Origin of the sequence: Streptomyces aureus, from assembly GCF_001418135.1 — a bacterium.
GTDB lineage: Bacteria > Actinomycetota > Actinomycetes > Streptomycetales > Streptomycetaceae > Streptomyces > Streptomyces aureus_A.
This window is the reverse complement of sequence record NZ_LIPQ01000044.1, coordinates 1-14,386: the sequence shown is the minus strand read 5'-3', so window position 1 is coordinate 14,386 and position 14,386 is coordinate 1. Positions and strand designations below refer to the sequence as shown.

The window sequence follows — 14,386 nt, the reverse complement described above, 5'->3', positions numbered from 1 at the left end:
GGCTGTCCAGTGGGCGGTGCCTTGTTGCCATCCGTCGTGGCGGTACCAGTGCAGGTCCCCGTTTGGCTTGATGCCGTAGATCCTGCCTTCGATGCCGCCGAAGACGGTGTCGTAGATGTTCCAGCCGCCGCTGATCTTGTTTCCTCCGGCGCCGGCTGTCCAGTGGGCGGTGCCCTGTTGCCATCCGTCGTGGCGGTACCAGTGCAGGTCCCCGTTGGGCTTGATGCCGTAGATCGTGCCCTCGCTGCCGGCGAAGACGGTGTCGTAGATGTTCCAGCCGCCGCTGATCTTGTTTCCTCCGGCGCCCGCAATCCAGTGGGCGGTGCCCTGTTGCCATCCGTCGTGGCGGTACCAGTGCAGGTCCCCGTTTGGCTTGATGCCGTAGATCGTGCCCCCGCTGCCGGCGAAGACGGTGTCGTAGATGTTCCAGCCGCCGCTGATCTTGATTCCCCCGGCGCCCGCTGTCCAGTGGGCGGTGCCGTGCTGCCATCCGTCGTGGCGGTACCAGTGCAGGTCCCCGCTGGGCTTGATGCCGTAGACCGAACAGCCCACGGGTCGGGCGACCATGAGGGGTTGCTGCTGAGCCGGCGCGACGGTGTACTCGATCTTGTAGGTGCCTTCGGGGGAATCCGGGCTATGTGCCCATTCGGTGGCTCCCAGCTGAAAATCCTGTGCGGGATGAAGAGTGGTCTCGAGTCTCGGGAGGACATCGTTGGCTGACAGGGAGTCATGCTCGTACCCACTGGCCGAGATGCTTATCGTCCCGTTGGGGGCGATTCGAACATTCGGGAAGACAAGCCCGAGCTGATAGTCGGTGTTGTCCTTCACCTCGTCGTGATCCCAGGTCTGCTGCTGACCGTTGACGATGAACTTCATATGCCATTCTGCGGACGACCCCGGCTCATCGGTGGTGTTGACGCTGGAGTCGATCACGCCGATCTTGTTGAGGGTCACTGTTGCATGGGTTATTGCCATGGCTACCACTCCCTGCGATCAGAGACCGCATGGCGATTGCACGCGTGCATGGCCGGGCGGTCGGGGGTGGCGCGTGACAGCTGGCGCGAGGAATTCCGTACCGCATGGCGCCGCCCCGCCAGGCACCCGGCACTCGTGTTGCCACTGGGTCCTTCCCCCCACCACCACCATGCGCTTGCCGGAAGCCTCCTGCAACGGCAGCCGCGGCGTGATATCGAGGAGGATTCGTCGACATGCGCCGGCTCTTCCTCCGGCCCGCGTCCCGCTGGCCTGCCGGACCTGCCGGGACGACGGGCGGCCCTTCGTCGACGACCTCCTCAGGGGCCGGCCGCAGAGTATGCCGCTGGTTGCTCGCAAGGAACACCCGCACCCCGGCGCCCCGTTACGCTGCGTCGATGCCGGCGGCCTACGGCCGACCGCGTTCGCCACCGATACCGCCGGCGTCCCGATCGCCGCACTCGAATCCGCGGCACCGCGCGCATGGTGGTGACACCCCGCTACCACGAGGTCTCGGCTCGCGCATTTCCGCGGCACGACGATAATTGAAGGAGAGTCCCCTGCCGCTTGGTCGGCGCTCGGGCGCTCTCCGCGGGGGCAGGTCATACGAGTGGCTGCACAGCGTCGCCCCTGACTTCCATGGCATCCGATGTCCTCACGCACGAGCGATGTCGCCACGCCGGAACGGCGCCGAGCGCAGATGCCATCCGAAGGGCCTCACCGGCTCGTTGCCTCTGGCGATCGACAGGCGCGGACGCGGTTCGGAAAGGTTATGTGATGTCAGATCGCATCCTGTATTACGGCGCGTCCAGGGGGCGTGGGCTCATCGGCAGTGTCGACAGCAACAACGTCCTCAAGGATGTGACGGTCTTCCCGGACGGCTCGTTCGCCAAGGACTGGACGCAGATCACGGCGCTGAGTGGTGACCGGATTCTGTATTACAGCGCGTCCAGGGGGCGTGGGCTCATCGGCACCATCAACAGCAACAACGTCCTCCAGGACGTCACCGTCATCCCGGACGGCTCCTTCGCCAAGGACTGGCAGGAGATCACCTTTCTGCGTCCGCCAGGTAGGCTTTCACACCCGTGGGCCTTCCTGCTGGTCCAGTTCAGTGACGCCACGACCCCGACTCCCTTCACTCGTCAACGCTTTGAAGAGATGTGCACGACCGCGGGCGCGGGCAAGTTCAACCTGGTCGACTTCTACCGGGACATGTCCCACGGGAACCTCGACCTCAGCACCTCACGCGTGCTCGGCTGGCACCGGCTCGCCCAGAAGGAATCCGACTACGTAGGGTCAGGTGGCAACCCGCAGGGACGCAGGGACCTGATCACCTGGGCGCGCCAGGCCGCGCTCAACGCGGGCGAGAATCTGGCTCCCTATGCGAACCGGATCTTCGTCGTCACCCATCCCCCCACGGACCTCTTCGGCATGCCGGAGGGCGCGGTTTCCGGCGACGGCAGGGATTCGCAGGGGATGACATCGCTTGCCCCGAGTCTTGTCGCACACGAGATGGGGCATGTCCACGGTCTCGACCACTCCTGGGGCGGAGGTTACGAGTACGGGGACCACTGGGACGTCATGAGCAACCGCACCCCCTACATGGCGCCGCATCCGGTTCATACGGAGCTGGACAGCGCCGGGCGGCCGATCTGGCGGATCGGTCCCGGTCTGAACGCCGCCTCCATGTGGGGCAAGGGCTGGCTCGACATGACGCGCGTGTGGCAGGCGGGAGGAACGGAATCCGACACGCTCGTCGACCTGCGACCGCTCCACCGACATGACCTCCCCGGCCACCTCTGCGCGCGCGTCGGCCCGTACTTCTTCGAGTTCCGTGTCAAGGAACGCTGGGACGCGGCGATTCCGGAGCCCTGCGTTCTGGTGCACGAGCTCACCTACAGCCGGTCGTTCCTCCTCACCGCGACCGAGAGCGGCGGCCGGCAGGACCTCCGGGAGGGTGACGAGTTCCTCCGCGGGGACCCCGACGATCCGACGGGGTCGGCTCCTCTGGTTCGGGTGAAGGTGCTGGACATCGACGCCGCCGCGCGGACGGCGCGGCTCAGTGTGACGCAGCGGCCGGATCTCCGGTTCATGGCCGGACCCGAGACACGGCTCTTCGGGGCGGATGGCGTCGACGGTGGGCTGATCGTCATCTCCGGGAAGGTCGTGGACGTACCACCCGGCTCACCGCTCTCCGCCACGATCGAGGAGATCGCTCAGCAGCTCCAGGAGACAGGGGTCACCCCCACCTCGGACGGCGACGGCTATCTGCACCGGGACCTCCTGCGCGCCATCGCTTCCTTGACGGACCTCGTCTCACGGATGGAGTCGCCGTGTGTGCCCCATGACCCGGTGCGGACCGACGAGGTCCCGGCGTCCTCGTCCGCCGCGGCGCACGCGGGCAGCGACTGAGGCTTCCTGAACACGATGCGCGGACCCGCGGCTGCCCTGCTGAACCTGATGACCGGTCAGACAGTCGTCATTCGGTCAGCAGCAGTCCTCGGCTCGTCCGAGACGGAGGTCGGCCGGGCGGTGGGACGCCCAGCCGACCACGTGCGGAACGCCTGACGGCGGCCTCTTTCCGGGTCCGCTCGATCTTCCTGGGCTTCTTGGTGTGCGACGCCGCTGTCGGTTCCCCGGATCGGCTTCGCCGAACCGTCGGCGGGCCGGGCCCGCCCTGATCCGCCCCCGTCAGCCGAGGGGACGCCGGCGGAGCGTCGGCTCGCGCAGGGACGGCGGGGCGAAGCCCGCGTCCCGGGACGACAGGGTGGTGCCTGGGGGAACGATCTTGTCGATCTCGTCCAGGACGTCCGCCGGCAGAGGCCTGTCGGCCGCGCCGAGCTGGGACTCCAGCTGCTCCAGGGTGCGCGGGCCGATGATCGGGGCGGTGACCGCCGGGTGGGCGAGGACGAAGCCGAGGGCCAGTTCGATCAGGGTGAGGTCCGACTGCTCGGCCAGGACCGCGAGCGCCTCGACCGCCTCCAGTTTGGCCGCGTTCTCCGCGCTGCCGATCTCGAAGCGGCCCGGCTGGCGGGCCGCCCGGCTCGACTCCGGCTGCGGCCCGCCTGCCCGATAGCGGCCGGTCAGCCAGCCGCCGGCCAGCGGGCTCCAGGGGACCACCGCCAAGCCGTACCGCTGGGCCACCGGCAGCACCTCGGCCTCCACGCCGCGCGCCAGGATCGAGTACGGCGGCTGCTCGGCCACCACCCGCTCACGGCCCCGCCTCTCCGCGATCCACTGCCCCTCGACGATCCACGACGGGGGGAACGTGGACGTGCCGAGATAGCGGACCTTGCCCTGGCGGACCAGATCGGTCAGTGCGCCGAGCGTCTCGTCGAAGTCCGTGTCCTCCTCCGGCCGGTGCACCTGGTAGAGGTCGATGTGGTCGGTGCCGAGACGCCGCAGGCTGTCCTCGACGGCACGGTGGATCCACCGGCGCGAGTTGCCGAACCGGTTGACGTCGTCCCCCATGCGGCCGTGGAACTTGGTGGCCAGGAAGACGTCGTCCCGGCGACCGGCGAGGGCCTTGCCGACGATCACCTCCGACTCGCCCTGCGCGTACACGTCCGCCGTGTCGACGATGTTGATCCCGGCGTCCAGGGCGCGGTGGATGATGCGGACCCCGTCCTCGTGGTCCGGGTTGCCCCGGGCGCCGAAGTTCATCGCGCCGAGGGCGAGCGCGCTCACCTGCACGCCGGTGCGGCCGAAGGGCCGGTACGGGATGGTCATGAGGTTCCTTCCGTGGGGATGGGCGTGGGGACGGCTGTGGGAATGGGCGTGGGGGCGGCCGTGGCCGTGGAGACGGGCCGTCGTCCGGGTGCCGTCCCGGATTCCGCGACCCGGTCGACGCTCGCCGCCCCGCCGGCGGCGCGGAACGCGTCCCACAGCCTTCGGTACGGGCCGTGCGCCGCGAGCAGTTCCTGATGCGTGCCGGCCTCGGCGACCGTGCCGTCCCGCAGCACGATCACCCGGTCCGCGCGGGCGGCGGTGGTCAGCCGGTGCGCCACGACGAGCGTGGTGCGCCGCCGGGTGAGCGCCGCCGTCGCCGCGGCCACCCGGCGTTCGCCGGCCAGGTCGAGCGAGGCGGTGGCCTCGTCGAGCAACAGGACGTCCGGGTCGACGAGTTCGGCCCGGGCCAGCGCCAGCAACTGCCGCTGGCCCGCGGACAGGCCCCGGCCGCGCTCGCCGACCTCGGTCAGATAACCGTGCGGCAGCCCGGCCACCATCGCGTGCGCGCCGACGGCCCGCGCGGCGGCCTCCACCTCCGCGTCGGTGGCGTCGTCACGGCCGTACGCGATCGCGTCCCGCACGGTCGTGCCCAGCAGGTACGTCTCCTGCGGGACGACCCCGAGCCGGCGCCGGTACCCCGCCGGATCCAGGGCGCGCAGGTCGGTGCCGTCGATCCGTACGGTCCCGGCGGTCGGGTCGTAGAAGCGGGCGACGAGCTTGACGATCGTCGACTTGCCCGCGCCGGTCGTCCCGACCAGGGCCACCGTCTCCCCGGCGGCGACCCGCAGGCTGACCTCGTGGAGCACCTCACGCCCGCCGTCCCGGTAGCCGAACGACACCCGGTCGAACTCGATCTCGCCGCGCAGCTCGCGCACCGGCACCGGGCGCTCGGCGACCGGTGTGCCGACCGGCTCGCGCATCAGCGTGCGTAGCCTGCCCAGGCCCACGACCGCCTGCTGGTAGCCGTCGAACGCCTGGGACAGCTGCTGGATCGGCGAGAAGAACAACTCGATGTAGAGCAGGAACGCGATCAGGACACCGGCGGTGAGCCGGCCGTCGCGCACCTGCCCGGCGCCGATCACCAGGACCATGGCGGTCGCCGCCGTGCTGAGGAACTCGACGAACGGGAAGAACGTCGCCATCAGCCGCTGCGCCCGCAGCCTGGAGTCGCGGAACGCCCAGGCCAGGCGGGCGAAGTCGCGGGCGTTGCGCGCCTCGCGGCCGAAGGCCTGGGTGACCCGGATCAGGGGCACGCTCTCCTGGAGGGAGGCGTTGACCGCGCTGACCCGCTCCCGCGCGTCGAGGTACGCGGGCAGCGATCGCGCCCGGAACACCGCCGTGGCGGCGACGAGGACCGGCAGGGCGAGGAGCAGGGTGACGGCGAGCTCCGCGTCGATGACGAGCAGGGCGGCGAGCACACCGAGCATCGTCAGCAGGGAGACCACGAAGGTCACCAGACCCGTCTGCAGGAACGCCGACAGCGCGTCCACGTCCGTGGTCATCCGGGTCATGATCCGGCCGCCCTGCTCGCGCTCGTAGTAGTCCAGACCGAGCCGCTGCAACTGGGCGTACGTCCGCACCCGCAGCGTGTGCAGCAGACGCTCGCCGGTGCGGCCGGTCACCCGCACCTGGGCGACGTTCACCAGCCAGCCGAGCAGCACGACCACCGCCGCGACGGCCGAGGTCGCCAGCAGCACCGCCGGGGCGGACCGGCTGACGCCGCTGTCGACGCCGTGCCGCACCAGGACCGGTACGGCGAGCTGCGCGAGTGCGTCCGCGCCGACCAGCGCGAGACCGCCGAGCAGCGGCAGCCGGAAGGGCCGTACGAGCGTGCGCAGTCCGAAGTCCGGGTCCCAGGCGCGGGCCTGCTCGGGCGAGACCTTCGGATCCACGTCCACGCGCGGCAACGCCGCCAGCCGCTCCCGGAGTTCCTCGCCGGCCGGGGCGCCGCCGAGCAGCCCTCCGCCCGGCCCCGCGCGGCCCGGCCCGGACGTCGCGGCGGCCTGCGCGTAGGCGGCGGCGACCCGCGCGCCGACGTCCGGACCGGCCGACGGGGCGTCCGGGGCGGGGCGCCACAGCTCCTCGGTGACACCGCGCGGCCGCGGCGGCTCCGCGGCCGACGCCTCGTCCACGCCGAGTTCGCCGGGCTGCTCATCGGGAGACAGCAGCGACCGGTACAGCGCGCTGCGCTCCCGGAGTTCGTCGGGCGTGCCGATGTCGACGACCCGGCCGCGGTCCAGGACGGCGACCCGGTCGGCCAGTTCGAGGGTGGACGCCCGGTGGGCGATGACCAACGTGGTGCGCTGCCGCGCCACGTGGTGCAGGCCGGCGTGGATGGCCGCCTCGACCTGGGCGTCGATGGCGGAGGTCGCGTCGTCCAGCACCAGGACGGCGGGGTCGGGCAGGATCGCCCGGGCCAGCGCGATGCGCTGGCGCTGCCCGCCGGACAGGGTGAGGCCCTGCTCGCCGATCACGGTGTCGTAGCCGTCCGGCAGGGCGCTGACGAACGCGTCGGCCTGCGCCAGCCGCGCCGCGCGGCGGATCTCCGCCGGCCCGGCGTCGGGACGCCCGTAGGCGATGTTCGCCGCGATGGTGCCGGACAGCAGGTGCGGCTCCTCGAAGACGAAGCCGATCCGGGCACGCAGTTCGGCGAGTCGCAGTCCGCGGACGTCGACGCCGCCGACCCGTACCGCCCCGGCGGCCGGGTCGAAGAACCGGGGCAGCAGCGCCGCCGCCGTGGACTTGCCCGACCCGGCCGTACCGACCAGGGCCAGCGTCTCCCCGGGTTCCACCCTCAGGGTGAACCCGTCGAGCAGCGGAGCGGCCGTGGCGTCGTGGCCGAACACCACACCGTCCCACTCCAGGGCCGGCGCCCCGTCCGGCACGGTGACGGCGTCCGGGGCGTCGGTGATCTCGGGAGCCGTGTCGACGATGTCGAGCACCCTCTCCACCCCGGCGCGTGCCTGCGGCCAGACGGTGAGCAGCATGGCCACCTGGCGCACGGGCGTCACGAACGAGCCGAGGTAGGCGTTGAACGCGACGAAGGTGCCCAGGGAGATGCTGCCGCGCAGCGCCAGCCAGCCGCCCAGCGCGAGCACGGCGACCTGCCCGAGTGCCGGCACGGCCTGGAGCGCCGGGTTGTACCTGCTGGTGAGCCGGGCGACCCGGAACCGCGAGGAGAACAGCCCGCGCGACCGCCGCTCCAGCTCCTCCAGTTCACGCTCCTCCTGTCCGAACCCCTTGACCACGCGGACGCCCGCGACCGCCGCCTCCACGGTCGACGCGACCTCGGCCGCCTCCTGCTGCGCGTGCCAGTTGGCCGGGAAGAGGTGGCGGCGGCTGCGGTACGCGATCAGCCACAGCACCGGGCCGACGACGAGGGCGACCAGGGTCAGCAGCGGCGTCAGCGCGAACATCAGCGCCACCGACAGGACGAACATCAGCGCGTTGCCGAACATGTTCGGCAGGAACTGCAGCAGCATCTGGACGAGCGTCACGTCGGAGACGGCCCGGCTGACGACCTGGCCGGTGTGCAGCTCGTCCTGCTGGCGGCCGCCGAGCCGCAGCAGCGCGGCGAAGGCGTCGTTGCGCAGCGCGTACTGCACTCCGAGGGACACCCGGCCGGAGCAGTACCGGCGCAGGAAACTCGCCCCGAACCGCAGCGCGCCGAGACCGAGCAGCAGCACCACCCAGGGGGTCAGCGCGGCCGAGGGGGACGCCACCCCGTCCACGACATGGCGCAGGACCAGCGGCAGTACGGCCGTGGCCACCGCGGCGACGAGCGCGGCGCCGTACGCCCAGGCCAGGTCGGAGCGGTGGGCCAGGCAGTACCGGACCAGCCGGCGCACCCAGCCCGCGCCGGCCGGTCCGGGTGGCGCCGGGGACGTACGGTCCGCGGTGCGACAAGGTGCGACCGTCACGCGGACGCTCCGAGGGCCTGCGGCGTCGCGCGCGAGTCGGCGGGGCGCGGCAGTCCGTAGTGGTCGCGCAGCGTGCCGCCGGTGTACTCGGTGCGGAACCTGCCGCGCTCCTGGAGGATCGGCACCACCTTGTCGACGAAGGCCTCCAGACCGGACGGCAGGACCGGCGGCATGATGTTGAACCCGTCCGCGGCGCCGCCGTCGAACCACTCCTCGATCGCGTCGGCCACCTGCACCGGGGTGCCGGTGAACGTGCGGTGCCCGCGGCCGCCGCCGAGCCGGCCGATCAGCTGACGCACAGTCAACTTCTGCCGCCGGGCCAGCTCCACGATCAGCGTGTACCGGCTCTTGGAGCCTTCGATCTCGTCCTCGGACGGCAGGTCGTCCGGGAGTGGCCCGTCCAGGTCCAGCGCGCCCGGTTCGATCCGGAACAGCCGGGCGAGCTGCCGCTTGGCGAACTCCGGGCTGATCAGCCGGTCCAGCTCGCGGTCCAGCTCCTCCGCCTCCGCCTCGCTGTCACCGACGACCGGCACGATCCCGGGCAGGATCTTGATGGCCCCCGGATCGCGGCCGTGCGCCACGGCCCGCTTCTTCAGATCGACGTAGAACGCCTGTGCCTCTTCGAGGGTCTGCTGCGCGGTGAAGACCGCCTCCGCCCACCGCGCCGCGAACGCCTTGCCGTCCTCCGACGAACCGGCCTGCACGAGCAGCGGGTGACCCTGCGGCGAGCGGGGCACATTCAGCGGTCCGGCGACCCGGAAGAACCGCCCGGCGTGATCGATCCCGCGGACCTTCGCGGAGTCGGCGTGGACACCGGCGTCCTTGTCGGCCACGATCGCGTCGTCCGTCCAGCTGTCCCACAGCCTGGTGGACACCTCGAGGAACTCGTCGGCGCGCTCGTACCGCTCCTTGTGCGGGGGCGTGTCGTCCAGGCCGAAGTTGCGGGCCGCGTCCGCTCCGGCGGTCGTGACGATGTTCCATCCGGCCCGCCCGCCGGACACGTGGTCGAGGGAGGCGAACCGGCGGGCCAGGTTGTACGGCTCGTTGTACGACGTCGAGGCGGTCGCGATCAGACCGATGTGCTCGGTCACCCCGGCCAGCGCCGTCAGCAGCACCGTCGGTTCCAGCCGCCCGCCGGGCCGGCGGGCGGGATCGCCCATCAGCCCCGGGCTGTCGGCGAGGAACAGCGAGTCCAGTCTGCCCCGTTCGGCGATCCGGGCGAGGTTGCGGTAGTGCTCGACGTCCCAGGAGGCGTACGGGTCCGACTCCGGCAGCCGCCAGGCGGCCTCGTGGTGGCCGACGCCCATCAGGAAGGCGTTCAGATGGAGCTTCTCGGCGCGCTTGCTCATGACGGTTCCTCCGTGTCCTTCGTACGGTCGTCGGGGAGGGCGCCCAGCGCGCCCAGCAGGGTGGTGCGGTGCCGCTGGAACAGCGGGTCGCCCGGGTCGCGATCGGCCGGCAGGTCGATGCGCAGGTCCAGGACGAAGTCGCCGTCGTCGAGGACCAGCACCCGGTCGGCCAGGGTCACCGCCTCGTCCACGTCATGGGTCACCAGCAGCACGGCGGGCCGGTGCCGCTCGTACAGTCGGCGCAGCAGCCGGTGCATCCGGATACGGGTCAGCGCGTCGAGGGAGCCGAACGGCTCGTCGGCGAGCAGCAGTTCGGGCTCGCTCACCAGCGACCGAGCCAGCGCGGCCCGCTGCTGCTCGCCACCGGACAGCTCATGCGGCCAGGCCGACGCCCGGCCGCCCAGGCTGACCTCGTCGAGGGCGGCACGGCCGCGCTCCCTGGCGTCGTCGCCGGGCAGACCGAGCACCACGTTGTCGAGGATCCTCAGCCACGGCAGCAGCCGCGAGTCCTGGAAGACCAGCGAGACCCGCCGCGGCACCAGGATCTCGCCCGTGCCGACGGTGGTGTGGTCCAGTCCCGCCACCGCGCGCAGCAGGGTGCTCTTGCCCGAGCCGCTGCGCCCGAGGAGCGCCGTGAACTCGCCGCGGGCGAGGGTCAGATCGACGTTCCGGAGCACCTGGCGGTCACCGAAGGACCGGGTGAGGCCGTTGACGCGGACGGCGGCGGACTCCACCGCCTCGGCGACCGGGCCGCCGTCGCTCAGGCGGTGATCGTACGTCGCCACGACAGCACCCTCCCCTCCACCAGGCGGACAAGGGCGTCGGAGGCGAAGCCGAAGGTGCCGTACAGCACCAGACCGACGAGGATGATCCCGGACTGGGCGTACTGCTGGGCCTGGAACATCATGTAGCCGATGCCCGAGGTGGCGTTGATCTGCTCGACCACGATCAGACCGAGCCAGGCCGCGGTCACCGCCAGCCGCAGCCCCGTGAAGAAGCCCGGGAGCGCGGCCGGCAGCACGACCTTGCGCAGGAACACCCAGCGTGACAGCCGCTGTGCCTCGGCGAGTTCGACGTAGCGGGCGTCGATGGAGACCAGCGCGGCGTGGGTGTTGATGTAGATGCCGACCGTCACACCGAGCGCGATGACGACCACCTTCATCGTCTCGCCGATGCCCAGCCACAGGATCAGCAGCGGAAGCAGCGCGAGGTTGGGGATCGAGCGTTTGACCTGCAGCGTGCCGTCCACGACCGCGTCACCGACGCGGGAGAGCCCGGACGCCAGCGCGAGCACCACGCCGGCCGCGACGCCGATGAGCAGACCGAGCAGGGCACGCGACAGCGAGGCCTGCACGCTCTCCTGCAGACGCCCGCTCACCCACAGCTCCTGGGCGGAGGTCACGACCGAGGCGGGCGACGACAGCTTGCGCGGGTCCAGCCAGCCGGCCGCCGAGGCGCCCCACCAGGCGAGGACGAGCAGCAGCGGGCCGAGGAGCCGGCCGAACGGGATCGACTTGCCGCGCCCGAGGCGGCGCTGGATCGCCGGCACCAGACCGGCGGCCGCCGACGTGTCCGGTGTTCTCGCGTCCGCCGGCGGTGTGGAGGCCGGGGGCGCCGAGGACGGCGGTGCCTTCTCCGGCCCGCCGGTCACGGTGGCCGTGCCACCGCCCGTTCGGGAGGTCAGGTCGAGGTTCATCGGGGCTCCTGAGGTCGGGGGAGGAGGGAGCGGAACGAACTGGCGTGGAAGACGAGGGGGTCCACGTCCCGGTCGAGGCGCAGGTCGTGGACGCGCAGGACGACGATGTCGTGATCACCGGCCCGGATCTCGTCGTCGACCGAGCAGGTGAACCAGGCGGCGGCGCCGTCCAGCAGCACCGCGCCGTCCTCGTCCGCCTGCCACGAGGCCCCGGCGAAACGCTCGCCGGCCGGACCGGCGAGCCGCCGGCACAGCGCTCCCTGGTCAACGCCGAGCACGCTGACGCCCAGGCGGCCGGCTCGGCGCAGCACCGGCCAGGTGCCGGAGGTGTGCGCCACGCAGACGGAGACCAGCGGTGGCGCGAGGGACACGGTCGTGAACGAGCTGGCGGCCAGCCCGACCGGCTCGCCGTCGACCAGGGCGGCGATCGCCGTGACGCCGGTGGGGAACGCGCCGTACACGGCGCGCAGGGAGACGGCGTCGTGCAGGACGGCGGTCATGCGGGGGCCTCCGAGGAGTGGGCGGCGGACAGCCGCCGCGGGGCTGATCCGGCGGGGGACGCGGCCGGCTCCGCCAGGAGCGGGAGCAGGGCGTCGCCGACGCGGGCGATCTCCTGCCGGTACGGGGTGTCCGACAGCACGAAGTGGGTCACGCCGAGCTCGCGGTACCGGTGCAGCGCGTCGGCGACCTCCCGCGCGGAGCCGACCAGCCAGGTCGTACCGGCGCCGCCGCCTCCGTAGCGGCCGGGGGCCGTGTAGAGGCAGCTGTCCAGGACGTCGCCCCGGTCCGCCAGGTCGAGCAGCCGTCGCTGGCCGGTGGCCGTGCCGCGCCGGAACGCCTCCTGGGCGCGCGGATCCTGCCGCGCCATGCGGGCGACCTTCTCCTCCGCCGCGCGCCACGCCTCTTCGGTGGTGTCCCGCACGAGGGTCGTCACGCGCAGCCCGAACTCCAGCGGCCGGTGTCTGCGCCCGACCTCGTCGGACAGCGTCCGCAGCCGGTCGACGCGTTCGGCCACGCCGTCCAGCGGCTCGCCCCAGAACAGCTGGACGTCGGCCTCCCGCGCGGCGACCCGCTCGGCGGCCGGGCTCGCGCCGCCGAAGTACAGCCGGGGGTGCCGGCCCTCCTCGGCGCGCCAGGGACGCGGCCGGACCGTGGAGTTCTCCACCCGGTAGTGCTCTCCCCGGAACGTCACCTCCTCGTCCCTCCACAGGCGGCGCACCAGCCGGAGGAACTCCAGGGTGCGCTCGTAGCGGCGGGCGGGGTCGAACTCGCCGTCGCCGTAGGACGCGGCGTCGTCGAGGCCGCTGACGATGTTGACCAGGACCCTGCCTTCGCTGAGCCGGTCGAGGGTGGCCGCGGCGGAGGCGAAGTTCGCCGGGTGCCAGTAGCCGGGCCGGATGGCGATGAGCGGCTTGAACGTCGTCGTACGGGCGACGAGGGAGGCCGCGACCGTGAAGGTGTCCGGACGGCCCCAGCCGGTGCCGAGGAGCGCCCCGGCCCAGCCGTGGTCCTCGACGGCGCGGGCCAGCTCCGTGGAGTGGTCCAGCGTGCCCCAGCCCTCGACGGTGTCGTCGCCGCGATGCCCGGGCTCGACGGTGTTCGGGATGTACCAGAGGTGTTCGCCCATCTCAGGCCTGCCCTCGGTACGCGGCGGGCGCGGCCTCCGCCGCGACCTTCTCGAACCGCCGGTCGAACAGCACGCTGACGTCGGACTTCTTCACGAAGCCGGCACCGGACATGAGATCGGCGATCGACTGCTCCCAGGCGATCGAGGAGTCCCAGTTCGTGGGATACAGCGGCTTGCTGCGGGCCTTGACGATCCGTTCGCCGTCCTCGCGGCTGACGCCCTGATCCTTGACGTAGTACGACTCGATCCACTGCTCAGGGTTCTCCCAGGACCAGTTGTTGCCCCGGACCCAGATCGGGATGAACGCCCGGATCGCCGCCGCCTTGCGTTCGTCGGCGAGCACCGACGTGGGCGCCCACAGCAGGCTCAGGAGGTCCTGTACGTCGGTGGGCAGGGTGCGTGCGCCGTCCTTCGCGTACTGCTTCAGGTACTTCGTCAGCGACGGCTCGGTCAGCGGGGCGAGGTCGACCTGGTCGCCCTGGAGAGCGGTCAGGAACTGGGCGCTGGGCAGCGGCACCAGGGTCACGTCCTTGTGGGAGATGCCGTTCTCGTTCAGCCACTTGAGGATCGTGACGCCCTGCGCCTGGCCCTGGGAGAAGGCGATCCGCTTGCCGACGACGTCCTTCGCCGTCCGGATGTCGCTGCCCGGCCGGGTGGTGGGGATGTAGGTGACCGCGGTGTTGTGCGCGACGGCGACGATCTTGGCGTCGAAGCCGATGTCGTGCGCCTGGATCGGCGGCATCCCGGCGTTGCTCGCCAGGTCGACCGCGCCCGCCCGGAAGCCCTGGATGGTCTCGGGGCCGCCGTTGAGCCGGACCCACTCGACGGAGAACGGCAGCGGACCGAGCGAGGGTTCCGCGGCGAGCTGCGCCTGCGTCGTGGCCGTTCCGATCCTGAGGGTGGTCTTCTTGTCGGGCGCGACGGTCGGCAGCGCGCCGAGCTGCGTGGAGCCGGCCTGATCGGGGGAGGCGCAGCCCGCGAGTGCCAGCAGCGCGCCGCCCCCCAGGGCGAGGAATCCCCGGCGGTTCAGGGGTCTTGAGGTGTGCAGGGACATGGCGATACGGGGCCTTTCACGTGCCGGCGAGGGAGGGGC

Annotated in this window: 10 protein-coding genes; 1 reads left to right on the top strand and 9 read right to left on the bottom strand. The window is 71.8% G+C overall.

What is annotated here, in order from left to right; translation table 11 throughout:
- The coding region (locus AOK00_RS05305) for a tachylectin-related carbohydrate-binding protein (protein ID WP_254047246.1) at positions 1 to 975 on the bottom strand (975 nt) is incomplete at its 3' end.
- 774 nt (positions 976 to 1,749) lie between these two features.
- On the opposite strand from AOK00_RS05305, the gene AOK00_RS05300 reads away from it, so the two are divergent.
- Positions 1,750 to 3,384, top strand: coding sequence for a hypothetical protein (locus AOK00_RS05300; RefSeq protein WP_055599150.1), 1,635 nt, complete (start codon positions 1,750 to 1,752; stop codon positions 3,382 to 3,384).
- A gap of 279 nt (positions 3,385 to 3,663) precedes the next feature.
- Here the strand turns inward: AOK00_RS05300 and AOK00_RS05295 are convergent, their stop codons facing one another.
- From AOK00_RS05295 to AOK00_RS05260, 8 genes are read right to left on the bottom strand one after another with little or no spacing between them, the layout of a single operon-like run.
- Positions 3,664 to 4,701 carry an aldo/keto reductase gene (locus tag AOK00_RS05295; RefSeq protein WP_055599149.1) on the bottom strand — a complete coding sequence of 346 codons (1,038 nt, stop codon included), beginning with the start codon at positions 4,699 to 4,701 and terminating at the stop codon, positions 3,664 to 3,666.
- Positions 4,698 to 8,621 carry an ABC transporter ATP-binding protein gene (locus AOK00_RS05290; protein ID WP_079041848.1) on the bottom strand — a complete coding sequence of 1,308 codons (3,924 nt, stop codon included), beginning with the start codon at positions 8,619 to 8,621 and terminating at the stop codon, positions 4,698 to 4,700. The genes AOK00_RS05295 and AOK00_RS05290 overlap by 4 nt, the downstream gene beginning before the upstream one ends.
- Positions 8,618 to 9,970: an LLM class flavin-dependent oxidoreductase gene (locus tag AOK00_RS05285; protein ID WP_055599148.1), complete on the bottom strand. Its 1,353-nt coding sequence runs from the start codon at positions 9,968 to 9,970 to the stop codon at positions 8,618 to 8,620. Before AOK00_RS05285 ends, AOK00_RS05290 begins: the two co-directional genes overlap by 4 nt.
- The gene (locus AOK00_RS05280) at positions 9,967 to 10,755 is read right to left on the bottom strand and encodes an ABC transporter ATP-binding protein (RefSeq protein WP_063886521.1); all 789 of its coding nucleotides are present in this window, start codon (positions 10,753 to 10,755) and stop codon (positions 9,967 to 9,969) included. Before AOK00_RS05280 ends, AOK00_RS05285 begins: the two co-directional genes overlap by 4 nt.
- Positions 10,731 to 11,666, bottom strand: a complete 936-nt coding sequence (locus AOK00_RS05275; protein ID WP_055599147.1) for an ABC transporter permease — start codon at positions 11,664 to 11,666, stop codon at positions 10,731 to 10,733. Before AOK00_RS05275 ends, AOK00_RS05280 begins: the two co-directional genes overlap by 25 nt.
- Positions 11,663 to 12,166: a flavin reductase family protein gene (locus AOK00_RS05270; protein WP_055599146.1), complete on the bottom strand. Its 504-nt coding sequence runs from the start codon at positions 12,164 to 12,166 to the stop codon at positions 11,663 to 11,665. The genes AOK00_RS05275 and AOK00_RS05270 overlap by 4 nt, the downstream gene beginning before the upstream one ends.
- Positions 12,163 to 13,293, bottom strand: coding sequence for an LLM class flavin-dependent oxidoreductase (locus AOK00_RS05265; protein WP_055599145.1), 1,131 nt, complete (start codon positions 13,291 to 13,293; stop codon positions 12,163 to 12,165). The genes AOK00_RS05270 and AOK00_RS05265 overlap by 4 nt, the downstream gene beginning before the upstream one ends.
- 1 nt (position 13,294) lies before the next feature.
- A complete protein-coding gene (locus AOK00_RS05260) occupies positions 13,295 to 14,347 on the bottom strand; it encodes an ABC transporter substrate-binding protein (protein WP_055599144.1) in 1,053 nt (350 codons plus the stop codon).
- Between the last annotated feature and the right edge of the window lie 39 nt (positions 14,348 to 14,386).